Here is a 26,874-nt window from a genome sequence, read left to right on the forward strand (position 1 = left end):
CGCTCCCTCGACCGAGGGAGCGGATTCGTGATCGGAGAGCGAAGGCGTCACTCTGTAGCAGCGGCAACACTTTCCGTCGCGGCCGCTGTTTGCGCACGCTGGCGCATCACCGGGATGGCGAGCGTGATGGCCACGCCGACGAATGCTGCGGCCGCACCGATCAGGAAGCACCATCGGAATGCGTTGTGGCTCGGTACCTCGTGGGCGCCGAACGTGATCGTCGAGCTGGTGAGCACGAGAGCCATCACCGCCGACGAGACGGTGGTGCCCACCGACCGCATCAATCCGTTGAGACCCACGGCCGCACCGGCTTCGGTGACCGGCACCGAACCCATGATCAGAGTGGGCATCGCGGCATACCCGACGCCCACACCGGCCGAGCAGACCAGCGAGGCGAGCGCGAGTTGCCACGGCGCGTTCATCAAGAGGAACGCACAGAGATACCCCAACCCGAGGATCGTCGCGCCGATGGCCAACGTGTACTTGGCGCCGATCCGGTTGATCAGCGTCGCCGAGACCGGTGCGAACACCAGCATCATCAGACCGCCAGGTGCCATCCACAGTCCGGCCGCGAGCAGCGTCTGACCGAGACCGCCGGCGGCAGCAGGGATTTCGAGTATCTGTGGCATCACGATGGCCTGCGCCATCATGCCGAAACCGACCGCGATGGCGGCGAGGTTGGTGAGCAGCACCGCTGGGCGAGCGGTGGTCCGCAGATCGACCAGTGGATCCTGGTGGCGCAGTTCGAAGATGCCCCAAGCCGCCAGCACCGCAATCCCGCCGAACAGCAGACCCAGGACGGTGCCACTGGTCCAGCCCCAGTCGTTGCCCTTGGAGATCGCGATGAGTACGCCGGACAGACCCACCGCGAGACCGATGGCCCCGACCACATCCAGCCGACCACCACTGCTGTCGTCGAGATGCGGCACGAAGATCGCCACGAAGATCGCCACCAGCACCGCCAGGCCGGCTGCGACCCAGAACAGTGCTCGCCAATCCCATTGCTGCGCAACCCACGCCGAGAGCGGTAGGCCGATCGCGCCACCCACGCCGAGCGTGGCACTCATCGCGGCCACCGCGGCAGAGGTCAGCCGCGGCGGCGTGATCTCGCGCATCAGACTGATGCCGACCGGGATGAAACCCATCGCCAGGCCCTGGATCGCCCGCCCGACGATCATCGGAATCAGGGTGGCACTCAACGCACAGACCAGCGAACCGATCACCAGCAGCGCTGCGCTGACGAACAGCACCCGCTGCTTGCCGAACATGTCGCCGAGGCGACCGGCGATCGGCATGGCGACGGCCGCGGCGAGCAGCGTCGCGGTGATCACCCATGACGCGTTCGAGATGGTCGTGTGCAGCAGCATCGGCAACTCGGGCTGGATCGGGATGATCAGCGTCTGCATCAACGACGCGACCAGACCGCCGAAACACAGCACGACGACGGCGGTCAGCGCCGCCCCGGTATGGCCTTCCTCGGCCGATTCGCTGTGCGGCAGGATGTCGCCGGATGTCCCGGGCGGAGTCGAAGTCATGGCAATCCTCTCTGAGGATATGTACGTTACATATGTACTATGCATATTGCGAACCGGACGGCAGCCTGCCGGTCGATCACATCAGGAGGTCGGACGTGCGACACATCGGTGATGACGCGCTGTGGCCGTCTCCCGTCTACGGAGAATTGGCCGAAGAATTGCTGCGTATGGGACGTCGGAAGACCAATGTGGTTCCCGGAGCCCGACTCGACGCATCGGCGTTCGCCATCCTGTGGATCCTGTCCGACGGTCGGGCCCGCACCCTGCGCGAACTCAGCGAAGAACTCGACCTCGACCAATCCACCGTCAACCGCCAGGTCAACGCCGCGATCCGCCACGGCTACCTCGAGCGGTTCGAGATCGAGGGGCAGGTGAGCCGCCTCCTCCGGCCGACCACCGCGGGTGTGGAGGCATTCCACTACGACGGCCGATTACGCGCCGATCGCCTCAACCGGATCTTCGCCGACCTCTCCCCCGGCACCCCGGAGGCGCTGCTCCGGGAACTGCGCGCATTCAACGACGCCTATGAGCGGACCATCGCAGGCCAGCACGACCCGGCACTTCGCCGCGCCTGACGGCATCAGGCACCCCCGACAGAATCCGAGGAAAATCCCGTGGCTCGACTCGACGGCAAAGTCGCCTTCATCACCGGAATCGCCCGCGGCCAGGGTCGCGCGCACGCCGTGCGGCTGGCCCGCGAGGGCGCGAAGATCATCGGCGTCGACATCGCCGGGCCTCTCCCCGGCGCAGTGCCCTACGACCCGGCCACGCCGGAAGACCTCGAGGAGACGCGGCGGCTGGTCGAAGCCGAGGGATCCCAAGCGCTGCTGTCCCGCTGCGACATCCGCGACCTCGACGGTCTGAAGGGCGCCGTCGAGGGCGGTGTCAGCGAGTTCGGCGGGCTCGACATCGTCGTCGCCAATGCGGGTATCTGTCCGCCGCAGACCTGGGACGAGATCAGCGGGCAGGACTTCGCGGACGTGATGGACATCAACGTGACCGGCACCTGGAACACGGTGATGGCCACCGCGCCGCACGTCATCACCCGCGGCGGTGGCTCGATCATCCTGATCAGCTCCGCGGCCGGCCTGAAGATGCAGCCGTTCATGGTGCACTACACCACCAGCAAGCACGCACTGGTGGGCATGGCGCGGGCGTTCGCCGCCGAACTGGGTCAGCACAACATCCGCGTCAACACCGTGCATCCCGGCGGGGTGGCCACCCCGATGGGCTCGGGCCGGATGGTCGAGCGGCTCGAGGAAACCGCGAAATCCAATCCGCGGCTGCAGGGCATGGGGATGACCTTCCTCAACCAGTACGTCGCCGAGCCCGAAGAGATCGCGAACGTGGTCGCCTTCCTCGCATCCGACGAGTCGAAGTTCATGACCGCGCAGCGAGTCGGGATCGACGGCGGCACAACGGTGTTCTGATACACCGGGTCACGGTTGGGCGGCGGCCACCAACACGTCGACCACCGCACCGACCGCGGCCTTCGTCGAGGGCCGGGTCAACGCCTCGTACACACGGGCGGCACGAACTCCCTTGAGCTCCAACAGTTTCACTCGTGGATCACGGGCCGCGAACCGGGGCATCAGCGCGATTCCGTGATCGCCCGCGACGAGCGCCTCGATGGTGGAGAAGTCCAGCATCCGCTGCACCACCCGTGGCGCCACGCCGGTCACCGCCGAGATGGACAACAGCACGTCGTCGACGGGGAAGCCGCCCTCGACACTGATCCAGTCGTGGTCGGCCAACTCCTCGACGGCCACCGACTCCCGGGCCGCCAGAGGCGAGTGCCGCGACACCACCACGTCGAGGGGTTCGCGCATCAGTTCGGTGACCTGGACGCGGGGCAGCCGCACCGACGCCGTGCGTTCATCACGGTGGGTGACGACGATGTCGAAGTCGGCCAGCCCACTCGGCGCTTCCGGGTAGCCGACGTCGAGGTGATTGGCATGGATGTCGATGCCCTGCTCGGCGGCACGGTCGAGCACGGACGGCAGCAACAGGGTGGCACCCGACGGAAACATCGCCAACCGAACCGAGGTGTTACCCGACCGATAGGACGCCATCTCCTCCTGCGCACGTTCCACCGCGGCGATGACCTCGTCGGCGCGCAGCACCAGCGCCCGGCCGGCGTCGGTCAGCCGGATGCGACGCCCGTCCTGTTCGAGTAGCTCGACGCCCGCCTCCTTGGTCAAGACCTTCAGTTGCTGCGAGACCGCCGACGGCGTCATGTGCAGCGCATCGGCGACCGCGCCCACCGAGCCGCGATCGGCGAACTCGCGCAGCACCCGCAGCCGCTTGACATCCATGGACGTCAAGCTACCGCGATCGCCAATCCCGGACATGAGCCGAGCATCGGATCTACCGTCGAGCCATGGCCACCACGCTGCAGGGACAGATGATCATCGCGGGTACCTACGCCGCCGGAACCGGGATCAGCGCCATCCGCGCCGTCAACCCGGCCACCGGCGAGAAACTCGAGCCCGCCTACCCGTATGCGACCGCGGTCGGCGTCACCGACGCGACGACGGCCGCCGCGGCCGCCTTCGGCGCCTACCGTGCCACGACGGCGGAGCAACGCGCGGTCTTCCTCGAGACGATCGCGGACAACATCGCGGCGGCCGCCGAGCCGATCACCGAACGTGCCTGTGCCGAATCGGGACTTCCCGTCGCGCGCATCACCGGCGAGGTGGCCCGCACCACCGGCCAGCTTCGGTTGTTCGCCGAGGTCCTCCGCGAGGGCAGTTGGCACGGCGCGCGCATCGACCCCGCCCAACCTGACCGGGAACCGTTGCCCCGGCCGGATATTCGACAACGCAGGGTCCCGCTCGGGCCCGTGGCCGTCTTCGGCGCGAGCAATTTCCCGCTCGCCTTCTCCGTCGCCGGCGGCGACACCGCATCCGCGCTCGCCGCCGGATGCCCGGTCGTCGTCAAGGCCCATGACGCCCATCCGGGGACCTCCGAACTCGTCGGCCGCGCCATCACCGACGCGGTGGCGGCGACCGGCATGCCCGCCGGAACCTTCTCACTGATCAACGGCGGCAACGAGATCGGTGTCATGCTCGTCACCGACCCGCACATCAAGGCGGTTGGTTTCACCGGATCACGCACCGGCGGAACGGCCCTCGTTCGCGCCGCCGCCTCCCGGCCGGAACCGATCCCGGTGTACGCGGAGATGAGCTCGATCAACCCCGTCTATCCGCTGCCCGGTGCGCTGGCCACGCGCGCCGAGGAACTCGGTGAGGCGTTCGTCGCGTCGCTGACCCTCGGTTCGGGACAGTTCTGCACCAACCCCGGACTCGTCATCGCGGTCGACGGCCCCGACCTCGACCGGTTCGTCGCCGCCGCGGCCAAGGCCCTCGGCCAGGTGGACCCGACCCCGATGCTGACACCCGGGATAGCCCGCGCCTACGCCAACGGAGTCCGGCAACTCACCGATTCGGCGACCACCGAAGGCCGAGGCCACGACGGGAATGCCGCGGGACCCAACACGTGCCGCGGCGCTCTGTTCAGCACCGACGCCGAAACGCTCCTGGCCGACGAGTCGCTGCAGCAGGAAGTCTTCGGTGCCTCCAGCCTGGTCGTCCGATGCCGTGACGCCGACCAACTGGGCGTCGTCACCGACACACTCGACGGGCAACTGACGGCCACCCTGCACACCACCGACGACGACCTCGCCACCGCGCGCGACCTGATGACGCGGCTGGAGCTCAAGGCCGGCCGCATCATCTTCAACGGCTGGCCGACCGGCGTCGAGGTCTGCCACGCCATGGTGCACGGCGGTCCGTATCCGGCGACATCGGATTCGCGCACCACGTCGGTCGGGTCGCTCGCGATCGAACGGTTCCTCCGGCCGGTCGCCTACCAGAACACGCCGGCCGAGTTGCTGCCGTCGCCGATCGCCGCCGGCAACCCGGAGAAGATCTGGCGACGGGTCGACGGGCAGCTCGGAAGGGACTGAGTCCGCGGCCGGGAATTAAACGGACCGCGGTACCATTTAGAGGATCATGAGCAAGAAAATCGGCTTCCTTTCCTTCGGACACTGGTCCGACGCCCCTGGTTCCCAGGTGCGCACCGGGTCCGACACCCTCCTGCAGTCCATCGACCTCGCGGTGGCCGCCGAAGAACTCGGCGCCGACGGCGCCTACTTCCGTGTCCATCACTTCGCCCGACAACTGGCATCTCCGTTCCCGCTGCTGTCGGCGATCGGCGCGAAGACCTCGACCATCGAGATCGGCACCGGCGTCATCGACATGCGTTACGAGAATCCGCTGTACATGGCCGAGGATGCGGGCGCCGCGGACCTCATCGCCGAGGGGCGTCTCCAACTCGGCATCAGCCGGGGATCGCCGGAGCAGGTCGTCGACGGTTACAAGTACTTCGGCTACGTCCCGCCGGAAGGCATGTCGGACGCCGACATGGCGCGCCAGCACGCCGATGTGTTCCTGAAGGTGATCGAGGGTAACGGCTTCGCCCAACCCAATCCGCGGCCGATGTTCCCGAACCCGCCGGGGCTGCTGCCCATCGAGCCGCAGTCACCGGGCCTGCGTGACCGCATCTGGTGGGGTGCCGGCAGCCGCGCCACCGCCGAATGGACCGCCCAGCAGGGCATGAACCTGATGAGCTCGACGCTGCTCACCGAGGACACCGGCGTCCCGTTCCACAAGCTGCAGGCCGAGCAGATCGACCGGTTCCGTGACGCCTGGACCGAGGCCGGCTGGACCCGCGAGCCACGAGTCTCGGTGAGTCGCAGCATCTTCGCCATCGTCGACGACCGCGACCGCGCCTACTTCGGCCGCAGCGGCAACGACGACGATCAGGTCGGTGTGATCGACGGTTCGGTCGCCCGCTTCGGGAAGAGCTATGCCGCCGAACCGGACAGGCTCGTCGAACAACTCCGCGAGGACGAGGCGATCGCCGCCGCCGATACCCTGCTGCTGACCGTGCCGAACCAACTCGGCGTCGAGTACAACGCCCACGTGATCGAATCGATCCTCACATACGTGGCACCCGAATTAGGTTGGCGCTGAGCGTGTCTTAGAACGCGGGGGGATCTCGATGCGGCGCCTCGCTTCGCTCGGAGCCTTACTCGATCAGCGAACAGGCGAGTCCCCTCCCCCGCCGGTCGAGTAAGCGACCGAGCTTGCGAGGCCGCGCATCGAGACCACTCATGCTGCAATAGTTCTCGGCAGGTCACGCGACGGCCGCGGTGACCGCCGGCTCGTCACCGCTGACCGTGCGGTTCGTCGTCGAACGCAGCGCGAACAACGCTGCCGCGGAAACGAGAACGATGGCCGCGGCACCGAAGTAGAGCTGCTGCGAGGACCACCCGGCGTCGAGCAGAGACCCGGTCGCCAGCGGCGCGAGAATGGCTCCAGCCCGACCGATCCCGATCGCCCACCCGACACCGGTGGTGCGGATCCGGGGCCCGTACAGCGCGGGTGCGAGCGTGTAAAGGCCTGCGACACAACCATTGATCAGCGCGCCGATCAACACGCCCAGGGCGAACGCCACCGCGAGCATCGGGATGGACACGATGAACATCACCATCAGGGCCGCCGAGCCGACGGTGAACCAGATCAGGACGGATCGCGCCGCCCACTTGCTGGCGAGCAGGCCGAAGACGATCGACCCGACGGTGCCGCCGAGGGTCAGCATCATGCCGGCGGTTGCGCTCTGGCCCTTGGTGAGTCCGGCGGTTTCCAGCAGCGACGGCGTCCACGAGTTCACGAAGTAGAAGCCGTACATCGTCGCGAAGAACGCCACCCACAGCAGCAGTGTCGACCGGATCCGCCCGGGCGCGAACAGCTCGCCGATCCGGCCGGTGCGTTCGTCGTGGGCGGCCGATGCGACGGACAGCGCGGCGACCGGCTCTTGCCCGAGGCGGGCCGCGATCCGGTTGACGCGGTCGAGATCACCGTCTCGGCCGCGAGCGTTGAGGAAGTCGATGGACTCGGGCAGGAGCACGGAGAGGATCAGCAGCACGCCGGTGGTGAGCAGAGCGCCGACGACGAACACCGAGCGCCACCCGTGTTGGGCCTGCAGGCTCACCGCCGCGAGACCGCCGAGCGTGGCTCCGACGCCGTAGCCGGCCGTGTACACGCTGATCGCCAGTCCGCGCCAGCGATGTGACGAGTACTCGCTGGCGATGACGGTGATCGAGGCGAGGATGCCGCCGATGCCCAGGCCGGTCAGCACTCGCCAGATGCCGAGTTGCCATGGGCTGGCGGCGGTCGCGGACAGTGCGGTGCCCGCCGCGGCCATGGTGACCGCCAGCAGGATCACCGGACGTCGGCCGATCCGGTCGGCGAGCGGCCCGAGCGTCAGCGCGCCCACCGCCATGCCGACGAGTCCCGCACTCATGAGCACGCCGATCTCGGCTCCGTTGAGGGCGAAGTCCGCGCCGATGCTCTTGGCGGTGAACGCCAATGCCATGACGTCGTAGCCGTCGAGGATGTTCAGGACGACGCACAGGCCGACGACCAGCCACTGATAGGGGCGCATCGGAGACGTGTCGATGCGATGACGTAGATCCACCGGATTTCCTTTGATCGAAGATGAGTAGTTGAGCGGTCAGTTGATGGAGAGAGTGATGGCGGCCGGCGTGTTCGACGAGCCGCGTGGGCAGGCGACGCGGGAAACGCAGGCGCACAGGTGTTTCGACGCATCCTTCTGCTTCTCGCTGAAGAACACGTCACGGTGATCGATCGCTCCGTCTACGGAGACGACCTCCACCTGGCAGAGTCCGCATTCGCCCTTGCGGCAGTCGAACATCATGTCGACACCCGCACGCTCCAGCGCGTCGAGCAGTGATTCGCCGGTCCCCACGGTGGCTTCGACACCCATCTCGGGAACCGAGACGACGAACTCTTCCGGCTCGAACCATCCACTGTTGCCAAAGGTTTCGAAGCGCAGATTCGCCGCCGGCAGGCCGCGTGACATCCACGCGCGACGGACCGCATCCATCAACCGGATCGGTCCGCACATGTACAGTTCTGTCTGCGAGTCACATTCGGCGACGAGCGTCTGGGCGTCGAGCACGCCGCCCTCGTCGTTCACGATGAGCTCGAGTTGATCACCGTGCAGTTCAACGAGTTCCGGGACAAACGCCATGGCCGTGCGGCTGCGCCCGACATATACGACGCGGTAGTCGGCACCGAGGCGCCGCACCATGTCCCCCATCGCCTTCATCGCCGTCACGCCGACACCGCCGGCGAGCAGAACGTATCGGCGCGCACCGACGCCGAGTGGGAAGTTCTGCAGCGGCAAGGTGATCGAGATGGAGTCACCCGGCTTCAGCGAATGCATGTACGCGGATCCACCGCGCGAGGTCGGCGATCGCCGCACACCCAGCGTGACCGTCCGACCGTCCGCCCCGCCGGCGACCACCGAATACGACCGGACATCCCCGTCGGGCAGCCGGACATCGACGTGACACCCGGGTGCGGGGCGCACCGGACGGTCCACCGCGATCACGATCTCGGCGATGGCATCCGCCGCCGCGCGGGTCGAGGCCACCTGTCCGCGAAGCCATTCCACCTGACTCAGAGCCACCATGTCAGCGCACCGCCTCGACCGCACCGTCGACGGACAGCGCGCGCTCGGCCTCGACCATCCGCTGGATGAGTCGTCGTACCCACATGCCCCCGGCGTCGATGTTGAGGTTGTAGAACTCGTGATCGGGGTTGGCCTCGATGGCCTGCTGCTGCGCGGTGAGCATCTCCTCGTCCTCACCGAATACGCCGTGGACGCCTTCGCGAAGCTGCGTGGTGATGAGTTGGCTGTCGAGGCAGTAGTTGCGCATGAACGCCCAGAAGTACAGGGCGGTGCGCTCGTCGACCGGGCTGATCGTGTTCATCACGAACCCGTTGACGCCCTGGCTGCGATCGCCCTCGGGGGCACCGGTTCCGGCCTTGGCCACCCCGACGTCGATGCGGATCGTCGACGGCACCTCGAACTCGATGATCTGCCACCGATCGACCTTCCCCTCGAACGCGGGGAACTTGTCGCGCATGTTCTTCAACCAGAACGGCGGTGCGTCGATGTCGTGCATCCAGCGGCTCACGGTGACGGTGCGATCCGTGTGGGTCACGATGAAGTCGGACTCGCTCAGCTCGTCCTGGCCGATCGATGACGAGTGCACGAACTCCTCGTGCGTCAGGTCCATCAGATTGTCCAGCACCAGTTGATAATTCGCGCGCACGTCGATGGTCCGTCCATCGCCGGCCCACTCCGGGGAATCCATCTGGAACATGTCGGGAATGGTCGACGGATCGGCCTGCGTGGGATCGCCCGGCCAGACCCAGACGTAGCGATACCGCTCGACCACCGGGAACGACGACACCATCGCCGACGGATTGATCGTCTCCTGCGCCGGCATCTTGATGCAGCGACCGGCCGAATTGAACTGCAGACCGTGATACGGGCATTGGACGCCGTCGGCGCCGACGAGTTTGCCCATCGACAGCGGTGCCAGACGATGCCAGCACGCGTCGGCCAGGGCGACCGGACGCCCGTCGGTCGTGCGGTAGATGGCCATCGGCTTGCCGGCGATCGTTCGCGACAGGATCTGCGATCGTCCGACCTCGTGATCCCAGGCGGCGACGTACCAGGCGTTGAGCGGGTAGGCCATGTTCTTTGCGGTGGCCCCGGACGGGCTGAGGTCGGTCATGTGTGCTCCTTGGCGACTTCGGGCTGCGACACTCACTACGTAGATAGCTATTGAGTGATTCGGCACACAGAATAACTATCTCCATAGTCTTTGGCAATAGCGAGTGCGCTCGCTTGAATGGAGTGCATGAGTCTTCGTCACGCCCTCCTGGCGATGCTGACCGCCGAACCCATGACGGGATACGACGCCGCGAAGCGGTTCGAGGCGTCCGTCGGACACGTGTGGCACGCGCCGGATTCCCAGATCTATCCGGAGCTGCGCAAGATGGAGAAGGACGGACTCATCGCGGGCGAGCAGGTGCGTTGGGGTCCGCGCAGCACCAAGACCCGGTACTCGATCACCGACGAGGGCATCCGGGCCCTCCGCGAATGGATGAACACCACGCTCGAATATCAACCGATCAGGGACCCGGTTCATCTGCAGGCCGCCTACTACGAGTGGGCCGACCCGGACCGCGCGCGCGATCATCTCCGCCGCCACATCGAGTATCACCAGCAACAGGTCGACCAGTGGGTGGCGATGCGCGAGTCGATCCTGGCCACCACGCATCCGAACATCGCGAAGCGCCTCGAGAAGTATCCCGTCGCCGAGCACGACAAGATCGTGGCGTACAAGGCATTCACCTACGAGGGCCTGATCGACAAGTCCCGGGCCGAGATCGAGTGGGCGCGACGCGGTCTGAAACTCATCGACGAGCTGTCCCCACACGACCGCGACAAAGGTTAAGAACTTCTACACCTTCAATCCGATTTAATTCGATTGTTCTGGACCGACTGTGCGTCGACACTGAATGTCATGACAAACCGCGACCGCCTGCTCGGGCTGGCAGTCGTCGCGATGTGGGGCTTCAACTTCATCGCGATCCGGCTCAGCCTCGATCACTTCCCGCCGTTCTTCTGCGCTGCACTGCGCTTCGCGGTCATGGCGATCCCGGTCGTGCTGTTCGTCCGCTTCCCCAAGGTGCGCATCCGGTGCTTTCTCCTCTACGCGGTCGGTTTCGGCGTGGTGCAGTTCGCCTTCCTGTTCCTGGCGATGCATCTCGGCATGCCGACCGGGCTGGCGTCGCTGGTGCTGCAGACCTCGGCACCATTCACGGTCATCCTCGGCGTGCTGTTCCTGCGCGAGCGGATGAGCCCGCTGCAGGTCATCGGCATCGCCGTCGCGGTCGGCGGGATGGTCCTCATCGGAGTCGACCGCGCGACCCACAGTTCGTTGGGGATCGGCGCCGTGGTGCCGATGCTCCTCACCGTCCTCGGCGGCCTGGGGTGGGCGTTCGGCAATATCGGTAGCCGCCTCGCGGTGGCGACCGGGTCCGCTCGCTCCGCTCCCAGCGCCCGTCCGAACGATCCTCTGCGCATGACCCTCTGGATGTCGGTCGTCCCGCCGATCCCGTTCCTGATCCTCAGTGTCGTCATCGACGGCCCGACTGCCGGCCTGGAGTCGCTGACCACCCTGGGCACCCACAGTGGCGTCCTCGCCCTGATCGGGCTCGCCTACACCGTGCTGCTCGGCACCGTCGCCGGCTCGGGGCTGTGGACCATGCTGCTCTCGAAGTACCCGGCGAGCCGGGTCGCACCGATGTCGCTGCTGGTGCCCGTCGTCGGGATCACCGCGGCATGGGCGCTGCTCGGCGAGACACCGAGCGTCGTCGAGATCATCGGGGCGCTCGTGGTGATCGCCGGCTGCGCCGCCGGTGTGCTGGCGGCGCCGGTCAATCGGCCCCGGATTCGCGGGGCGAGCGTGCGTTCAGCCGAACGCACCGGCCAGCGCGGCGCCGATCCGGTCGACGGCCGCCCGGGCGTCCGGGCTGATCAGGGTCATGTTCGCGAACCCGTGGATGAGGGTGCCGGCGCGGTCGAGGGTGACGTCGACCCCGGCCGCGTGCAGCGCCTCCGCGTAGGCGATGCCCTCGTCGCGGAGCGGATCGAAGCCGGCGACGATCACGTAGGCCGGTGCGAGCCCCGACAGGTCGTCGGCCAGTAGCGGCGAGACCCGCGGGTCGCTGCGCTGCGCCTCGTCCGGCACATAGTGGTCGAGGAACCAGTCCATGTGCTCGTCGGTCAGGAACAACCCGGTGGCGAACTCGTGTCGCGACGCGCGCTTCGAGACGAGGTCGGTCGCCGGGTAGATGAGCATCTGTAGGCACGGGGTCACCGCCTCACCGCGGACCTGCTGGGCGATCACCGCGCTGAGATTGCCGCCCGCGCTGTCGCCGGCCAGTGCGATCCGGTCGGTCGGCACTCCCCACGCCGGTGCGGCGTCGACGGCGAACCGCCACGCGGCGAGCGCGTCGTCGACGGCGGCCGGGAAGCGGTGCTCGGGGGCGAGCCGATAGTCGACCGAGAGGATGTCGGCACCGGTGGAGATCGCGAGACGGCGCACCAAGTTGTCGTGGGTGACACGGTCGCCCTGCACGAAGCCACCGCCGTGGAAGAACACGACGACGCCGACCGAGTAGATCTGTGCGCGGTATCGCGTCGCCGGGATCAGGCCGTGCGGGGCCTCGATGATCAGGTCTTCCTCGACCGCCATCGGCGCGAGGTCTTCGGCCATCGCGCCGGCGTTCTCCCGCAGGTCGGCACGCGCCTTGTCGACGTGTTTCCCGGCGAGCTGGAACGCCGGCAGGGTGTCGGCGACCCAACCGGTCAACGCCATCTCCGGGGCCAGACGGTCACCGTCCGCGTTCACCCGCCCCCGCCTGGCCGCCGCCTTCAAGACGGTCGGCGGGATCGCACCCGCCCCGCGGAACAGGGCCCGCTGCATGCGGGCCGGGAAACGCAGCGACAACTCTGTGGCCTGACTCACGTTCGCGAGCGTACCTGCGGCGCACGAGGCGCCCGGTCGCCAGACCTTGTGACACACTCTGTGCCATGTCCGATCGCACCCGTCTCCCGCTGCGCACCTCGGTCGCTCTGACCGCGGCGTCGACCGCACGCTGGGCGTCGCGGACGGCCGGTCGGGGGAAGGGCTCGATGATCGGCGGGCTGATCGCCGAGAAGATCGACCCACAGATCATGCGACGACTCGCCGCGGGCAAACGCACCGCGCTCGTGACCGGCACCAACGGCAAGTCGACGACCACCCGGATGACCGCCGCCGCCCTCTCCGAACTCGGCGCGGTGGCCACCCAGGCCGACGGCGCCAACATGGATGCCGGCATCATCGCCACCCTCACCCTCGACCGTGCGGCGCCCATCTGCGCGCTCGAAGTCGACGAGCTGCACGTCCCACACGTCAGCGACGCCGTCGACCCCGAGGTCCTCGTCCTGCTGAACCTCTCCCGCGACCAGCTCGACCGGGTCGGCGAGATCAACATGATCGAGCGGCGCCTCCGCGATGGCATCTCCCGGCATCCGTCGACCATCGTCGTGGCCAACTGCGACGACGTGCTGGTGACCTCCGCGGCGTTCGACGCGCCGAAGGTGGTGTGGGTGGCCGCGGGCTCGGGCTGGGTGGGTGACTCGGTGAGCTGTCCGCGCACCGGCGAGCCGATCGTCCGGTCCGGCCAGGATTGGGTGTCCAGCGGCGATGAGCGGTTCCGCCGTCCCACCGCCGACTGGTGGTTCGACGACGAGAACATTTATGGCCCCGAGGGTTTCACCGCGCCGATGACCTTGTCGGTGCCGGGACGCGCGAACCGCGGCAACGCCACCCAGGCCGTGGCCGCGGCAGTGGCGATGGGTGCCGATCCGGCGAAAGCCGTTGCCGCCGTGGGAACTGTCGGCGAGGTCGCGGGACGGTACGGCATCCATCAGGTGGGTAATCACTCGGTACGCACCCTGCTGGCCAAGAATCCCGCCGGCTGGCAGGAGGCGCTGTCGATGATCGACCAGGACGCCGACGGCCTGGTGATCGCGGTGAACGGTCAGGTGCCCGACGGTGAGGACCTGTCGTGGCTGTGGGATGTGCGTTTCGAGGCGTTCGAGACGATGCAGGTCGTCGCGTCCGGGGAACGCGCCGCCGACCTGTCGGTGCGGCTGCTGTATGCGGGCGCGGAGCACACCACCATCGAGGATCCGATGAAGGCGATCGCGTCCTGCCCGCCCGGCCGCGTCGAGGTGCTCGCCAACTACACGGCTTTTCGGGATCTGGGAATCGCGCTTGAGCGAGCCGAACGCGCACGGAAGGGGGAACAGTGAGCGAATCCACCGTACGGATCGGCCTGGTTCTGCCCGACGTGATGGGCACCTACGGCGACGGCGGTAACGCCCTGGTGCTGCGGCAGCGGGCGCGCATGCGGGGCATCGACGCCGAGATCGTGCAGATCACCCTCGACGACGAGGTCCCCGATTCCCTGGATGTCTACACCCTCGGTGGCGCAGAGGATTACGCCCAACGCCTGGCCACCCGTCATCTCACCCGCTTCCCCGGATTGCAGCGCGCGGCCGCCGCCGGACGGCCCGTCCTGGCGATCTGCGCGGCGATCCAGGTCCTCGGACACTGGTACGAGACGTCGGCGGGCGAACGGGTGGACGGCATCTCCCTCTTCGATCTGACGACCTCGCCGCAGGCCACCCGCAGCATCGGCGAACTGATCACCGATCCGGTCCTGCCCGGACTGACGCAGCCGCTCACCGGCTTCGAAAACCATCGCGGCGGAAGCACACTCGGGGCCGACGCGGCCCCGCTGGCCCGGGTGCGGCACGGCGTCGGCAACGGTGTCGGCGACGGCACCGAAGGAGTCGTGCAGGGATCGGTGATCGGGACGTACATGCACGGTCCCGCCCTGGCCCGTAATCCCGAGTTGGCCGATTATCTCCTGGCCCGCGCGATGGGCACGGATTCGCTTGCACCACTGGATCTTCCCGAGGTCGACCGACTCCGCAAAGAGCGGTTGACGGCCGGCCGCAGCGGCTGATCCTCCGGGGTCGACCGGGTTCAGTCCCGCTCGAACATCGCGAACCGAAAGCGTGGGCACACCTCCGGGCCGCACTGTGAGCAGTCGGTTCCCTTGCGGTGGTGCAGATGTGCGTCGCGCCGATGCCCGCAGCGGCACCGGGACTCGGGCCCCCGGCCGAACCACCGGGTCATCACGCCCACTTTCAACATCTCGACATCCCCGCATTCTCCGCCGCAGCCGTCAGCACCTCGGCAAGCATCGCCGGGGTCAGCCGACCGGTGAACGTATTGTGTTGACTCACATGGTAACTACCGAAGAAGCCCACGTCACGATCCCCCAGTCGGAGCAGGGTGTGCGCGCCGTGGGCGAACCTGGGCCGGGGCTTGTCCACCGCCCACCCCAGGTCGGCGAATGCCCGCAGCCCGGCCTGCCAGCCGAACGCGCCGAGCGTCACCACCGACCGCAGTGTCGGCATCATCAGATCGAGCTCGGCGTCCAGCCACCGCGCGCAGTTGTCCCGCTCGACGACCGTCGGTTTGTTCTCGGGCGGCGCACATCGCACGGGCGCGGTCATCCGCACCCCGTACAGTTCCATTCCGTCGTCGACGGCGGTCGCCGTCGGTTGTGACGCGAGCCCGGCGTCGTAGAGCGCCCGGAACAGGAAGTCTCCACTCTGGTCGCCGGTGAACATGCGTCCGGTGCGATTCGCGCCGTGCGCGGCGGGCGCCAGTCCGAGGAGGAGCACCGGCGCGTCGATCGGCCCGAATCCGGGAACCGGGCGCCCCCAATAGGTCTCGTCGGCAAACGCGGCCCGCTTCTCGGCCGCCACCTGCGTGCGCCAGGCAACCAGCCGGGGGCAGGCCCGGCATCGGATGAGATCGGCGTCCAGCGCGGCGATCCTGCGGTAGGCCACGATCTCACGGTAGTCGCGACGGCCGCGTTTCAGTCCAGGACGCGGCAACGGTCCCGGGTGCGGTCGACCGCGAACCAGCCACGCTCGAACTGTTGCCACCGCTCCAGCATCGGCCGCGACTCCTCACCGTCGCGCGCGACCGCGCGCTCGAGCCGCGTCGCTGCGTCCCCGCCGTCGAGCCACAGCGCATACGTGAGGTGGTCCGAGATGCGCCGTCGCGCCGACGACACGCCTTCGATGATCAGCAGCGGCTCCCACCTCACCCAGACCCGAGGCCCCGGTTCGGGGACACCGTCGTGCCACACGCGGGGCCGGTAGGTGTAGTCGTGGCGGCGGATGAAGGCGTGCAGGACGTCGGTTTCCAGTTCCGGCCACCAGGCGACCGGGTTGTCCCAGGTGGCGAAGTCGTCGGTGCGGATGAGCACGACGCCCGTGCCACGACATCGCAGCTTGGCGACCAATGCGTCGGCCACGGTCGACTTACCCGAACCCGACGGTCCGTCGACGGCGACGATCCCGGACACCATCTCGCCGGCGAGATCATCGAGGACGGCGTCGAGGGCCGGATCCATCAGCACCGGGCCCCGCATGATCGCACTCATTCAGGCCAGCACACGCCGACCCGACAGCGCCCGTCCCAGGGTGAGTTCGTCGGCGAACTCGAGATCACCGCCCATCGGCAGACCCGATGCCAGTCGTGTGACCGACAGGCCCGGGAAGTCCTTGAGCATCCGCAGCAGGTAGGTCGCGGTGGCCTCACCCTCGGTGTTCGGGTCGGTCGCGACGATCACCTCGGTGACGTCGACGCCGTCGGCCTGATTGGCCAGGCGCTTGAGCAGTTCCCGGATACGCAGCTGGTCGGGTCCGATACCCGACAGCGGGTCGAGCGCACCGCCGAGCACGTGATACCGGCCGTTGAACTCCTTGGTCCGCTCGATGGCGTGCACATCCTTGGGTTCCTCGACGACACAGATCTTGGTGGCGTCACGCCGCGGATCGGAGCAGATCCGGCAGAGATCGTTGGCCGACACGTTGCCGCATTCGGCGCAGAACGTGACGTCGTCGCGGACCCGGCCCAGCGCGGAGATCAACCGGTCGATCTCTTTGTTGTCGATCGCAAGCAGGTGAAAGGCGATCCGCTGCGCGCCCTTCGGGCCGAGCCCCGGCTGTTTGGCGAGCTCGTCGATCAGGTCCTGGATGGGTCCTTCGTACATGTGGCGACGATTCAGCCGAGCCCGGGCAGACCACCGCCGAGACCACCGGCGAGGGGACCCATCTTCTCGCTCGCCAGCGCCTCACGCTTGGCGGACAGGTCGGCGAGCGCGCCGAGGACGAGGTCCTGCAGGGTCTCCACGTCGTCGGGGTCGACGACCTTGGGGTCGATGGTCACCGCGGTGATGTCCCCGGTGCCGTTCCCGGTCACCGTGACCAGGCCGTTGCCGGCGGTTCCGGTGATCTCGGCCGCCGCGATCTCGTCCTGCGCGGCGAGCAGCTTCTCCTGCATCTGCTGCGCCTGCGCCAACAGCCCGGCCATCGGGTTGTCGCCGCCCTCGCCGCCGCCGAACAGTGCGCTGGGGTCGAATGGTTGAGTCACCCGTCTCAGGGTAGTCGCCACCTCAGCGCAGCAGCCGATCGACATGCGCGGCGAGTTCGTCGACCGTGACCCCGTCGTGCGGAGTGACCAGGAAGGACACCACCTCGTCACCGAACAGGCGGCTCGCGCGCCGGGTCAGTGCGAACTCGAAGCGATCGTCGACGCGGCGCCACTCGACGATGCCGTTGTAGATGGGTGCGCTCGCGCCGGTGGTGACACAGTATTCGTCGGCGCGCGGCCCACCGACCAGGTCCCGTTGGATCTGAAAGCAGGCCATCGATTCGTCGTCGATGAAGACGACGGCCTCGCACCCCAGGTCGGGATGACGCTCGTAACTCGCCAGGATGGCCATCAGGTCAGGGTAGTCGCCGGTGGTCATCGGTCACGCCGCGCCGCGTGGTGAACTCTCGTCGCTCCCCGGTCAGCGGGTCGTCGAAGCTCAGCGAGTGCGCAACCAGCCGCAGCGGTGCTGTGAAGTCGCCGTGATCAGGCATTTCGGCGACATCGGGCCGGATATCGGGATAGAGCGGATCGCCCACGATGCCCGCGCCCAGCTGTGCCATGTGCATCCGGAGCTGATGGGTGCGGCCGGTCTGGGGGCGCAGGTCATAGATTCCGCCTGCGTCGGTTTCCTCGAGCAGGGTGATGGTGCTGATGGCGTTGGGCTCACCTTCGACGACGCGTGCGCGCAGATCACCGGCGGTCTTCTCGATCCGGTTCGTGACGGTGACCGGGTTGACCAGCTCGGGTCGCGCGGCAGCCAGCGCCCGATACGTCTTGGTGGCCCGGCGCTGAGCGAACAGATCCTGATACGCCGACCGCACCTCGGGTCGCAGGGTCAACAGCAGCACGCCCGCGGTCAGCCGGTCGAGGCGATGCGCGGGCGCGACGAGGTCGGTACCGAGTTCGCGCCGGAGTCGGACGAGCGCCGTCTCGGTGACGTGCCGTCCGCGCGGCATGGTGGCCAGGAAATGCGGTTTGTCGACCACCACGATCGCGTCGTCGCGGTAGAGAATCGGCAGGTCATAAGGGATGTGGGGTTCGTCGGGGAGATCTCGGTACAGGTAGACCGAGGTGTTGAGCCGGGCCGGGGAGTCGAGCGTGATCGTCCGACCGGCCCCGTCGACGATCTCGCCGCACGCCGCCCGCGATTCGAGGTCGGCACGGGACATTCCGAGCAATGCCCGGGTCCCGAGCAGACAGTCCGCGATGGTCCGTTCGGGGCCTGCGCGCAGCACCACGCGGGTGGCGTCGACACCGTCCCTCGGGGGCAGCGGTGTCGACGACGACCGGCGACGACGGCTCAGTTCTCCAGGCGCTTCTTGAGATTGCCGAGAAGCTCGGCCTGGATCTTGTTCAGCCCCTTCGGCGCAAAGGTCCTCTCGAAGAAGCCGCCGATGCCGCCGGCACCGTTCCAGGTGGTGGTCGTGGTGACGGTGCTGCCCGTGCCGGCCTTCGCCACCTGGTAGGTGGTCACCAGCGACGAATTCGCGTCCTTCTCGGTGATCGTGTCGGGACTCACAGTGACGGTGGCCTTCACATCACGCTGCCGCTTCTCGGTGGCCTGGAGAATCCAGTGCACCACGGTGCCGTCCCCGTTGCCGCCGTCAAGCACCTGGTAGTCGCGGTAATTGCCGGGCAGGATGGCCGGACGCACCTCGTGGTAGTCGGCCAGCGCGGCGACCACGGCGTCCGGGGCGGCGGCGATGTCGATCGTCTGAGATGCGGAAACCTGACCCACAGCGGGAACTCCTTCAATCTGATTGGCGGGTGACATAGTCAAGTCCTAGGCTAGCCAAGTGAGGTCGGACCGGTTGGAGATGGGGGCGAAGGCCTTCGACGAGGGCGTCGCCAGACTGCTCGCGAGTTATCGTGCGATTCCCGAGGGCGCCACCGTGCGGCTGGCCAAGAAGACGTCGAACCTGTTCCGCAAGCGCGCCAAGAACCCGTACCCGGGTCTCGACGTCTCCGGTCTCGACCGCGTGATCTCGGTGGACGCCGACGCCGGGACCGCTGACGTCGCCGGCATGTGCACCTACGAGAACCTCGTCGCCGCAACGCTGCAGTACGGCTTGGCGCCCAAGGTGGTGCCGCAGCTCAAGACCATCACCCTCGGTGGCGCGGTCACCGGACTCGGTATCGAGTCGACGTCGTTCCGCAACGGACTGCCGCACGAATCGGTGCTCGAGATCGACATCCTCACCGGCGACGGCGAGATCGTCACCGCCACCCCCACCAACGAATGCTCCGATCTGTTCTTCGGGTTTCCGAATTCTTATGGAACGCTGGGCTATTCGGTTCGCCTGAAGATCGAGCTCGAAGTCGTGCCGCCGTATGTCGAACTGCGCCATGTGCGTTTCACCTCGCTCCAGGGTCTTCAGGAGACGATGGCCACGATCATCGCCGACGGCACGTACGACGGTGAACGCGTCGACTATCTCGACGGCGTGGTGTTCACCGCCGACGAGAGTTACCTGACGCTGGGGCGGCAGACCGCCGACGAAGGTCCGGTCTCGAACTACACCGGGATGGACATCTACTACCGGTCGATCCAGCACCCGACGGGCGTGACGCGTGACCGGCTGACCATCCACGACTACCTGTGGCGCTGGGACACCGACTGGTTCTGGTGCTCGCGCGCCTTCGGCGCACAGAATCCGCGGGTCCGTCGCTTCTGGCCGAAATCGTTGTTGCGCAGCAGTTTCTACTGGAAACTCATCGCACTCGACCACCGCTACAACATCGGCGACAAGCTGTCCGCCCGCAAGGGAGAACCGCCCAGCGAGCGCGTGGTCCAGGACATCGAGGTACCGATCGAGAACACCACCGCCTACCTCGAGTGGTTCCTCGAGAACGTGCCGATCGAGCCGATCTGGTTGTGCCCATTGCGTCTTCGCGATCCGGCGTTGCCCGGCAGCGACGCCGTCCGACCGTGGCCGCTGTATCCGCTCGAGCCACATCGGACTTATGTCAACGTCGGGTTCTGGTCGGCAGTGCCGGTGACCCCGGGAGATCCGGGCCACACCAACAAATTGATCGAGCGCCGGGTTGCCGAACTCGACGGCCACAAGTCGCTCTACTCGGAGTCGTTCTACTCCCCCGAAGAATTCGACGAGCTCTACGGGGGCGAGAATTATCGTCTACTCAAGAAGCGGTACGACCCGCGCGGCCGACTGCTGGACCTGTATGCGAAAGCGGTGAAACAACAATGACGACCTTCAAGGACAGTTCGTTACAGCCCGCCGGCGACATGTCGTCGTCGGGCAAGATGTCGCTGGCACAGATCTTCGAGTCGCTGATGGGCGGCAACCTGACCGTCCGGATCACCGCGTACGACGGCAGCTCCGCCGGACCGGTCGACGCCGAGTACGGCCTGAACCTCAAGAATTCGCGTGGCACAACCTATCTCGTGACCGCTCCCGGCGATCTGGGACTCGCCCGCGCCTACATCGCCGGCGATCTCGAACTCACCGGCGCCCACCCCGGAGATCCCTATGGCGCACTCAGGGCCCTCGCGAGTGACCTCGAGTTCAAGCGCCCGTCACCGTTGGCCCTTGCGCACATCGCGCGGTCGCTGGGCATCGAGCACTTCAAGCCGATCGCACCCCCGCCGCAGGAAGCATTGCCGCGATGGCGACGTTTCGCCGGCGGCCTGCGGCACAGCAAGTCTCGCGACGCCGAGGTCATCCACCACCACTACGACGTCTCGAACACGTTCTACGAGTGGGTTCTCGGACCGTCGATGACCTACACCTGTGCCGTCTACCCGGAACTCGAGGCGTCGCTGGAGATCGCGCAGGAGAACAAGTACCGGCTGATCTTTGAGAAGCTGCGCCTCAAGCCGGGTGACCGTCTCCTCGACATCGGTTGCGGCTGGGGCGGAATGGTCCGCTACGCCGCACAGCGAGGGGTGCACGTGATCGGCGCGACCCTCTCGGCGGAACAAGCCGAGTGGGCGCAGAAGGCCATCGTCGACGAGGGCCTGACCGACTTCGCCGAGGTGCGACACAGCGACTATCGTGACATCACCGAGTCAGGATTCGATGCGGTGTCGTCGATCGGGTTGACCGAGCACATCGGTGTGGGCAACTACCCGGCGTACTTCTCGTTCATTCGCGATCGCCTTCGGGTCGGCGGAATGCTGTTGAACCACTGCATCACTCGCCCCGACAACGCCAAGAACGCCCGCGCCGGATCCTTCATCGACCGCTATGTGTTCCCCGACGGCGAGCTGACCGGCTCCGGCAAGATCATCTCCAAGCTGCAGGACATCGGCGGCATGGAAGTGGTGCACGAGGAGAACTTCCGCTTCCACTACGCGATGACACTGCGGGACTGGAACCGCAACCTCGTGGACCACTGGGACGAGGCCGTCGCCGAAGTCGGCGAGGGCACCGCCCGCCTCTGGGGTCTCTACATGGCCGGCTGCCGAATCGGCTTCGAGCGCGACATCATCCAGCTGCATCACGTCCTCGCGACCAAGCTCGACGACAAGGGCGGCAGCGACCTCCCCCTGCGGCCCTGGTGGGATGCCTGAGCGCACCTGATCCGCTGGTCGAGCTAAACCCCGCCGGTCGAGCTCGGCCCCCGCCGGTCGAGCTCGGCTCCCGCTGGCCGGGTCTCAACCCCCGCTGGTCAAGCTCGGCTCCCGCCGGTCGAGTTCGGCTCCCGCTGGTCGGGTCCCCACCCCCGCGGGTCGAGTAAGCGACCGAGCTTGCGAGGCCGCGCATCGAGACCACCTTCCGCTGGCCGGGTCCCCACCCCCGCGGGTCGAGTAAGCGACCGAGCTTGCGAGGCCGCGCCTCGAGACCACCTTCCCGCTCGTCGGGTCCCCACCCCGCGGGTCGAGTAAGCGACCGAGCTTGCGAGGCCGCGCATCGAGACCACTTCCCGCTCGTCGGGTCCCCACCCCCGCGGGTCGAGTAAGGCCCCGAGCGCAGCGAGGCGCCGCATCGAGACCCTGACCACTTCCTCTGTCAGACACGCGATCTCGAAGCCAGCGGCCTACTCCAGCGGCCGCGCACCCAGCTCGCTCTTGAGAAGATCAAGCGCAACCTGATCCGGATCGAGTCTGCGCTCCGGCGGCCCGGAGTGCGCGTCGGCGACCATCTCGTCGCGTTCGGCGTCGGTCAACTCCTCATCGGAGCGGACCGGCTCAGGCTCCGGTTCGGACTCCGGCTGGGGTGCGGGTTCCGGCTCGGACGGTCGATCCGCAGCCTTGCCCCGCGAATCCGGTCGCTCCGGACCGCCCGCACCGCTGCTCCCGGCCTCTCGACTCGGTCGCGAGAACTTCGGACGACGTTGCGGCGCTTGCTGTTCGGCACCGTTACGGACCGTCGTGGCGGGAACCGACGCACCGGGTGGCACATGGATCGTCCGTACATCCAGATCGAATGCGAAGACCTCGCGGAACGCGTCGCGCAGGATCTCGACAGCGTGCGGTGCCGACAGTCGACCGACCAACACCTCGGCCGGATGACCCAGCACAACCGTGCCGTCCTGGAGATCGTGGATCGATGCCGCCGACAGCATCGGTTCCAGGCTCTTCGAGCGGGCACGAACCGCGGTGCGCACTTCCTGGAATCGGCGTCGCATCGATTCGATGTCGGGGGCACCGGACGACGTCGGCTCGGGCTCCGATTCCTTGGCCGGCTCTGGCTGCGGGCGGCGGCGCACGGTGACAGGTTCGAATTCCGGCGGCGCCTCGAAGTCCGGAGGTTCGTCGGGCAGCGGAATGCCGTCGTACTCAACGGCACCACCCATATTCGTCGCGCCGGCAGCCGCTTCGGGATCAGGTTCCGCCGCTCGAGGACGGTCGGCGGGTACTCGTGCCGGTGGCTGCGGGGCAGTGGGAGTGCCTCCCCCGCGGGGTGTCGTCGGCGAGGTTTCGCGTGCGGTCGGCGAAGTTTGGGGCGCCGTCGTCGGGGTTTCGCGGGCCGTTGGCGACTTTTGGGGTTCCGCCGTCTGGGTTTCGGTTGCGGCCAAAGGGGTTTCGGTTTCCGCTGGCGGAGTCTGGGTTGCCGCCGCAGGTATTTCGCTTACCGCTTCCCGTATTTCGTTTGCCGCCGAGTCTGTTTCGGCCGCAGTCGGCAGAGTGGGACGCGCCTGCTCGGTTGGCCGCGGAGTTGGGGCAGCCTGCGGAGTTAAGGGGGGTTGGGGTTCCGGGGCGGTTGGCCTGTCGTGGGTACCCTCGGAGTCGGCAGCCTTGCGTTGCGAGGGTCGGACGTATTTCGGTGGCGGCTCGCTGCTCGTCGGCGGAGCCACACGCGGAGCCGCAATCGATGACCCAGCCGATCCCGACGCGGCAGCGGCCGAACCAGGGGTGACAGGAGCTGCGGAATCGGAAGACGTTGGGCGCGTCGGCATTCCACTCGGCGCCGAGATCCCGGACTCAAGGCGCTCGAGGCGCTGCAAGAACGCGCCGTCATCGCTCGAGGCTCCGGGCAGCAACATGCGTGCGCACATGACCTCGAGCAGCAGTCGCGGCGAGGTCGTGCCGCGCATCTCGCCGAGCGCGGTGTGCACGGTCTCAGCGAATCGGGTCAGCGACGCCGGACCAAGTGTCTCGATCTGCGCCTGCATCCGCTGTAGCTGATCACCGGGCGCCTCCACCAAACCGCGGTCGGCCGCATCCGGAACCGCTTGCAGCAGAATCAGATCTCGCAGTCGTTCGAGGAGGTCGACGGCAAAACGTCGAGGGTCGTGGCCGGCGTCGACGACCTTCTCGACAGTCCCGAACAACGCCGCACCGTCGGCCGCGGCCAGGGCGTCGATCGCCTCGTCGATGAGCGCGATGTCGGTGACACCCAGCAACGCCAATGCGCGGTCGTAGGTGACACCCTCCTCGGACGCGCCCGCCAACAGTTGGTCGAGGATGCTCAACGAGTCTCGCGGCGATCCACCGCCGGCTCGGATGACCAGCGGGTACACCTCGGGCGCCACCGTGACCTGCTCTTGCTCACAGATCCGTTCGAGAAGCCCACGCATCACCGGCGGGGCCAGCAGCCGGAACGGATAGTGATGCGTCCGAGAACGGATGGTGGGCAACACCTTTTCCGGTTCGGTCGTCGCGAACACGAAGATCAGGTGCTCCGGCGGCTCCTCGACGATCTTGAGCAGCGCGTTGAAGCCGGCGTTGGTGACCATGTGCGCCTCGTCGACGATGAACACGCGATAGCGCGATTCCGAGGGGGCGTAGAACGCTCGATCACGGAGTTCACGCGTGTCGTCGACGCCACCGTGGCTGGCCGCGTCGAGCTCGATCACGTCGAGATTGCCCGCCCCACCCGGCCCGAGTGCCGTACAGGAATCACATGTGCCGCACGGCGTCGACGTCGGCCCGTGCACACAATTCAGCGATCGCGCCAAGATGCGTGCCGACGAGGTCTTACCGCAGCCGCGCGGCCCGGAGAACAGGTACGCGTGATTGATTCGGCCGGAGTCGAGGGCTCGGCTCAGAGGGTCGGTGACGTGCTCCTGACCGACGACCTCGGCGAAGGTTGCCGGACGATAGGTGCGATACAGAGCCACGCGTCGAGAGTACCGGCGATCACCGACATCGCGATCTGCTCCCCCACAGGCGGGCACGGCGACCGAATTCGCCCTTGTTTGGCCGCGCTTCATCCGGTAGACTTTCGAACATCAGTTCGAGTGACTTGGGGAGGGGGCTCGATGACCAGCGACACCGCAACTGGCGACTCGGAGATTGTCGGGCTCTACCGCGAACTCGACGACCTGCTCGATCGGATCGCCGCCGTCGACACCACCCCGGCCTCCTCCGACGAGATCGTGGCGGTCGCCGAAACCCATGAACGCTCCGCGCGGCGGATGAGCTTCTTCGGGCTGCAGCGGCTGCTGGAGTGTTCGGACCGCAACATCGTCGCCGAGGAAGGCTACCGCTCCCTCAGCGATTTCATGGTGGACCGGTTGCGGATCACCGACCCCGGCCGACGTCGCAAGCAGATCGCCGCGCTGCTGTCGTTGCACGCGCTGTCGGGGGAGTTGCTTGATCCGCAGTGCCCGACGCTGGCCGAGGCCTTCGCGGAGGGCGCGATCGGTGTCGATCACGCGGTCACGGTGATCACCGTGCTCGACAAACTCCCCGCCACGCTCGACGCCGAGCAGCGGTCGGCGGCCGAGGAGTTGATGGCCGACTACGCGCGGGTGCACAGCCCGAAAGAGTTGACCACCCTGGGTGCGCGGCTGCTGGCCCATCTCGATCCCGACGGCGCGCTGACCGACGAGAAGGATCGGGCGCGGCGACGCAGCCTGCACCTGTCCAAGCAGGACGCCCAACTCATGAGCACCCTGGAAGGACAACTGGATCCGGTCACCCGGGCGCTGTTGGATGTGGTGCTCGACGCGTGGGCAGCGCCTGGCATGAACAACCCCCAGGACGAACTGTCACCGCGGGGCAGCAAAGACGACGCCGACCTCGACGTGCTCAAGCAGGCGGCCGAGCGGGACCTCCGCACGCCGGGGCAACGTAACCACGACGCCCTGCATGCCCTGCTCCAGGCGGTCGCCGACGGCGGGCTGTTGGGCAAGAGTCACCGCGGGCTGCCGCCACATCTGATCATCACGATCTCCGAGACCGAACTGCGCGAACGTGCCGGGGTGGCGTCCACCGCGGGTGGGGCTCTCCTGCCGATCGCCGACGTGATCGAGTTGGCGGCCGAAGCCCACCAGCATCTCGCCGTGTTTGCCGACCACACCGCCCAACCGTTGTACCTGGGACGGGCCAACCGGTTCGCCAGCCAGGCCCAACGGATGATGCTGCTCGCGCGCGACGGCGCCACCTGCACCTGCCCGGGTTGCAGTCAGCCGTTCACCCGCACCGAGGCGCATCACGCCGAACGGGACTGGGCCGAGGGTGGGCTCACCGACGTCCAGGATCTGGCTGCCGCGTGCCCGACCCACAACCGGATGGTCGGCGACAAACCCGGCCAGTGGTCGACCCACATCATCGCCGACGGACCCGATGCCGGGCGGCCCGCCTGGACCCGCAATGGCCGACGTGGGAAGGGTCGAGCACGGGTCCGGGTGGATCGCACCCGGGAGGTGGCCGAAGCCTTCGCCCGCCACCTGCGCCGGGGTGACCAGCCGCGGCCACCCCAGAATCGTTCGGGCGCAACCCAACCCAAAACCCCGACCGGACCGCCCGGCCACCCCGAGGAACGCCGACGAGTCGGCCGGCTGATCGCCGCCGGATGGGCCGTCAACGTCGTCAACCTCAGCTGACCCTTCGAGACGCTCGCTCGCTGCGCTCGCGGGCTCCTCAGGGACCGGGGTGACGTTGGCCTGCTGCGCTCTCGG

General features: G+C 67.5%; 24 protein-coding genes and 1 pseudogene. 11 read left to right on the forward strand and 14 right to left on the reverse strand.

What is annotated here, in order from left to right; all coding sequences use genetic code 11:
• Positions 1 to 47 precede the first annotated feature (47 nt).
• Entirely contained in the window at positions 48 to 1,535 is a 1,488-nt protein-coding gene (locus tag ACWDTI_RS12620; RefSeq protein ID WP_449738432.1) for an MFS transporter, read from the reverse strand.
• Between the two features lie 95 nt (positions 1,536 to 1,630).
• Between ACWDTI_RS12620 and ACWDTI_RS12625 the strand changes: the two genes are divergently transcribed.
• The gene (locus ACWDTI_RS12625; RefSeq protein WP_449738433.1) at positions 1,631 to 2,110 is read left to right on the forward strand and encodes a MarR family winged helix-turn-helix transcriptional regulator; all 480 of its coding nucleotides are present in this window, start codon (positions 1,631 to 1,633) and stop codon (positions 2,108 to 2,110) included.
• A 39-nt stretch (positions 2,111 to 2,149) separates the two neighbouring features.
• Entirely contained in the window at positions 2,150 to 2,965 is an 816-nt protein-coding gene (locus ACWDTI_RS12630; protein WP_449738434.1) for a mycofactocin-coupled SDR family oxidoreductase, read from the forward strand.
• 9 nt (positions 2,966 to 2,974) lie between these two features.
• Here the strand turns inward: ACWDTI_RS12630 and ACWDTI_RS12635 are convergent, their stop codons facing one another.
• Complete coding sequence (locus ACWDTI_RS12635; protein WP_449738435.1) at positions 2,975 to 3,850, reverse strand: LysR family transcriptional regulator; 876 nt, start codon at positions 3,848 to 3,850, stop codon at positions 2,975 to 2,977.
• A 65-nt stretch (positions 3,851 to 3,915) separates the two neighbouring features.
• Between ACWDTI_RS12635 and ACWDTI_RS12640 the strand changes: the two genes are divergently transcribed.
• A complete protein-coding gene (locus ACWDTI_RS12640) occupies positions 3,916 to 5,502 on the forward strand; it encodes an aldehyde dehydrogenase (NADP(+)) (protein WP_449738436.1) in 1,587 nt (528 codons plus the stop codon).
• 46 nt (positions 5,503 to 5,548) lie between these two features.
• Positions 5,549 to 6,571, forward strand: a complete 1,023-nt coding sequence (locus ACWDTI_RS12645; RefSeq protein WP_449738437.1) for an LLM class flavin-dependent oxidoreductase — start codon at positions 5,549 to 5,551, stop codon at positions 6,569 to 6,571.
• A 163-nt stretch (positions 6,572 to 6,734) separates the two neighbouring features.
• Here the strand turns inward: ACWDTI_RS12645 and ACWDTI_RS12650 are convergent, their stop codons facing one another.
• The 3 genes from ACWDTI_RS12650 to ACWDTI_RS12660 are packed head-to-tail and all read right to left on the reverse strand — an operon-like array spanning position 6,735 to position 10,212.
• The gene (locus tag ACWDTI_RS12650; RefSeq protein WP_449738438.1) at positions 6,735 to 8,078 is read right to left on the reverse strand and encodes an MFS transporter; all 1,344 of its coding nucleotides are present in this window, start codon (positions 8,076 to 8,078) and stop codon (positions 6,735 to 6,737) included.
• Positions 8,079 to 8,114: 36 nt separating this feature from the next.
• Positions 8,115 to 9,098 (reverse strand): PDR/VanB family oxidoreductase, encoded by a 984-nt coding sequence (locus tag ACWDTI_RS12655; protein WP_449738439.1) that lies wholly within the window; start codon positions 9,096 to 9,098, stop codon positions 8,115 to 8,117.
• Between the two features lies 1 nt (position 9,099).
• Positions 9,100 to 10,212: an aromatic ring-hydroxylating dioxygenase subunit alpha gene (locus ACWDTI_RS12660; RefSeq protein ID WP_449738440.1), complete on the reverse strand. Its 1,113-nt coding sequence runs from the start codon at positions 10,210 to 10,212 to the stop codon at positions 9,100 to 9,102.
• Between the two features lie 126 nt (positions 10,213 to 10,338).
• Here ACWDTI_RS12660 and ACWDTI_RS12665 point away from each other — a divergent pair, with 126 nt between their 5' ends.
• Together ACWDTI_RS12665 and ACWDTI_RS12670 are read left to right on the forward strand one after the other, a co-directional pair.
• Positions 10,339 to 10,938 carry a PadR family transcriptional regulator gene (locus tag ACWDTI_RS12665; protein ID WP_449738441.1) on the forward strand — a complete coding sequence of 200 codons (600 nt, stop codon included), beginning with the start codon at positions 10,339 to 10,341 and terminating at the stop codon, positions 10,936 to 10,938.
• Between the two features lie 69 nt (positions 10,939 to 11,007).
• Entirely contained in the window at positions 11,008 to 12,195 is a 1,188-nt protein-coding gene (locus ACWDTI_RS12670) for an EamA family transporter (protein WP_449738442.1), read from the forward strand.
• On the opposite strand, the pseudogene ACWDTI_RS12675 reads toward ACWDTI_RS12670, so the two are convergent.
• Positions 12,097 to 12,975: pseudogene (locus tag ACWDTI_RS12675) on the reverse strand (alpha/beta hydrolase); the annotation flags it as partial. The gene ACWDTI_RS12670 and the pseudogene ACWDTI_RS12675 overlap by 99 nt on opposite strands.
• A gap of 107 nt (positions 12,976 to 13,082) precedes the next feature.
• Between ACWDTI_RS12675 and ACWDTI_RS12680 the strand changes: the two are divergent.
• The gene (locus ACWDTI_RS12680) at positions 13,083 to 14,351 is read left to right on the forward strand and encodes a MurT ligase domain-containing protein (RefSeq protein WP_449738443.1); all 1,269 of its coding nucleotides are present in this window, start codon (positions 13,083 to 13,085) and stop codon (positions 14,349 to 14,351) included.
• A complete protein-coding gene (locus ACWDTI_RS12685; RefSeq protein ID WP_449738444.1) occupies positions 14,348 to 15,070 on the forward strand; it encodes a type 1 glutamine amidotransferase in 723 nt (240 codons plus the stop codon). The genes ACWDTI_RS12680 and ACWDTI_RS12685 overlap by 4 nt, the downstream gene beginning before the upstream one ends.
• A gap of 184 nt (positions 15,071 to 15,254) precedes the next feature.
• On the opposite strand, the gene ACWDTI_RS12690 is transcribed toward ACWDTI_RS12685, so the two are convergent.
• The 7 genes from ACWDTI_RS12690 to ACWDTI_RS12720 form a co-directional block, all read right to left on the reverse strand.
• Positions 15,255 to 15,965 carry a uracil-DNA glycosylase gene (locus ACWDTI_RS12690; protein WP_449738445.1) on the reverse strand — a complete coding sequence of 237 codons (711 nt, stop codon included), beginning with the start codon at positions 15,963 to 15,965 and terminating at the stop codon, positions 15,255 to 15,257.
• Positions 15,966 to 15,994: 29 nt separating this feature from the next.
• Positions 15,995 to 16,567: a hypothetical protein gene (locus ACWDTI_RS12695; RefSeq protein WP_449738446.1), complete on the reverse strand. Its 573-nt coding sequence runs from the start codon at positions 16,565 to 16,567 to the stop codon at positions 15,995 to 15,997.
• Entirely contained in the window at positions 16,568 to 17,179 is a 612-nt protein-coding gene (gene recR / locus ACWDTI_RS12700) for a recombination mediator RecR (RefSeq protein ID WP_449738447.1), read from the reverse strand.
• Between the two features lie 11 nt (positions 17,180 to 17,190).
• A complete protein-coding gene (locus ACWDTI_RS12705; protein WP_449738448.1) occupies positions 17,191 to 17,604 on the reverse strand; it encodes a YbaB/EbfC family nucleoid-associated protein in 414 nt (137 codons plus the stop codon).
• On the reverse strand, positions 17,582 to 17,911 hold the full coding sequence (locus ACWDTI_RS12710) for a hypothetical protein (RefSeq protein ID WP_449738449.1): 330 nt from the start codon (positions 17,909 to 17,911) through the stop codon (positions 17,582 to 17,584). Before ACWDTI_RS12710 ends, ACWDTI_RS12705 begins: the two co-directional genes overlap by 23 nt.
• Positions 17,912 to 17,915: 4 nt before the next feature.
• Positions 17,916 to 18,800 carry a pseudouridine synthase gene (locus ACWDTI_RS12715; RefSeq protein WP_449738450.1) on the reverse strand — a complete coding sequence of 295 codons (885 nt, stop codon included), beginning with the start codon at positions 18,798 to 18,800 and terminating at the stop codon, positions 17,916 to 17,918.
• Between the two features lie 62 nt (positions 18,801 to 18,862).
• The gene (locus ACWDTI_RS12720) at positions 18,863 to 19,300 is read right to left on the reverse strand and encodes an SRPBCC family protein (protein ID WP_449738451.1); all 438 of its coding nucleotides are present in this window, start codon (positions 19,298 to 19,300) and stop codon (positions 18,863 to 18,865) included.
• Between the two features lie 79 nt (positions 19,301 to 19,379).
• On the opposite strand from ACWDTI_RS12720, the gene ACWDTI_RS12725 reads away from it, so the two are divergent.
• Positions 19,380 to 20,771 (forward strand): FAD-binding protein, encoded by a 1,392-nt coding sequence (locus ACWDTI_RS12725; RefSeq protein ID WP_449738581.1) that lies wholly within the window; start codon positions 19,380 to 19,382, stop codon positions 20,769 to 20,771.
• Positions 20,768 to 22,096, forward strand: coding sequence for a class I SAM-dependent methyltransferase (locus ACWDTI_RS12730; RefSeq protein ID WP_449738452.1), 1,329 nt, complete (start codon positions 20,768 to 20,770; stop codon positions 22,094 to 22,096). Before ACWDTI_RS12725 ends, ACWDTI_RS12730 begins: the two co-directional genes overlap by 4 nt.
• Positions 22,097 to 22,563: 467 nt before the next feature.
• On the opposite strand, the gene ACWDTI_RS12735 is transcribed toward ACWDTI_RS12730, so the two are convergent.
• Positions 22,564 to 25,089, reverse strand: a complete 2,526-nt coding sequence (locus tag ACWDTI_RS12735; protein WP_449738453.1) for a DNA polymerase III subunit gamma and tau — start codon at positions 25,087 to 25,089, stop codon at positions 22,564 to 22,566.
• Between the two features lie 141 nt (positions 25,090 to 25,230).
• Between ACWDTI_RS12735 and ACWDTI_RS12740 the strand changes: the two genes are divergently transcribed.
• Complete coding sequence (locus ACWDTI_RS12740) at positions 25,231 to 26,799, forward strand: DUF222 domain-containing protein (RefSeq protein WP_449738454.1); 1,569 nt, start codon at positions 25,231 to 25,233, stop codon at positions 26,797 to 26,799.
• Positions 26,800 to 26,874 lie beyond the last annotated feature (75 nt).

The sequence above is a fragment of the Gordonia sp. NPDC003424 genome, assembly GCF_053588655.1.

What these genes read in the sequence shown, in the direction of transcription:
- ACWDTI_RS12620 (WP_449738432.1), bottom strand. Translation starts at nt 1,535, where the DNA reads ATGACTTCGACTCCGCCCGGGACATCCGGCGACATCCTGCCGCACAGC.
- ACWDTI_RS12665 (WP_449738441.1), top strand. Translation starts at nt 10,339, where the DNA reads ATGAGTCTTCGTCACGCCCTCCTGGCGATGCTGACCGCCGAACCCATG.
- ACWDTI_RS12680 (WP_449738443.1), top strand. Translation starts at nt 13,083, where the DNA reads ATGTCCGATCGCACCCGTCTCCCGCTGCGCACCTCGGTCGCTCTGACC.
- ACWDTI_RS12730 (WP_449738452.1), top strand. Translation starts at nt 20,768, where the DNA reads ATGACGACCTTCAAGGACAGTTCGTTACAGCCCGCCGGCGACATGTCG.
- ACWDTI_RS12640 (WP_449738436.1), top strand. Translation starts at nt 3,916, where the DNA reads ATGGCCACCACGCTGCAGGGACAGATGATCATCGCGGGTACCTACGCC.
- ACWDTI_RS12635 (WP_449738435.1), bottom strand. Translation starts at nt 3,850, where the DNA reads ATGGATGTCAAGCGGCTGCGGGTGCTGCGCGAGTTCGCCGATCGCGGC.
- recR (WP_449738447.1), bottom strand. Translation starts at nt 17,179, where the DNA reads ATGTACGAAGGACCCATCCAGGACCTGATCGACGAGCTCGCCAAACAG.
- ACWDTI_RS12705 (WP_449738448.1), bottom strand. Translation starts at nt 17,604, where the DNA reads ATGTCGATCGGCTGCTGCGCTGAGGTGGCGACTACCCTGAGACGGGTG.
- ACWDTI_RS12725 (WP_449738581.1), top strand. Translation starts at nt 19,380, where the DNA reads ATGGGGGCGAAGGCCTTCGACGAGGGCGTCGCCAGACTGCTCGCGAGT.
- ACWDTI_RS12740 (WP_449738454.1), top strand. Translation starts at nt 25,231, where the DNA reads ATGACCAGCGACACCGCAACTGGCGACTCGGAGATTGTCGGGCTCTAC.
- ACWDTI_RS12670 (WP_449738442.1), top strand. Translation starts at nt 11,008, where the DNA reads ATGACAAACCGCGACCGCCTGCTCGGGCTGGCAGTCGTCGCGATGTGG.
- ACWDTI_RS12645 (WP_449738437.1), top strand. Translation starts at nt 5,549, where the DNA reads ATGAGCAAGAAAATCGGCTTCCTTTCCTTCGGACACTGGTCCGACGCC.
- ACWDTI_RS12695 (WP_449738446.1), bottom strand. Translation starts at nt 16,567, where the DNA reads ATGAGTGCGATCATGCGGGGCCCGGTGCTGATGGATCCGGCCCTCGAC.
- ACWDTI_RS12710 (WP_449738449.1), bottom strand. Translation starts at nt 17,911, where the DNA reads ATGGCCATCCTGGCGAGTTACGAGCGTCATCCCGACCTGGGGTGCGAG.
- ACWDTI_RS12655 (WP_449738439.1), bottom strand. Translation starts at nt 9,098, where the DNA reads ATGGTGGCTCTGAGTCAGGTGGAATGGCTTCGCGGACAGGTGGCCTCG.
- ACWDTI_RS12660 (WP_449738440.1), bottom strand. Translation starts at nt 10,212, where the DNA reads ATGACCGACCTCAGCCCGTCCGGGGCCACCGCAAAGAACATGGCCTAC.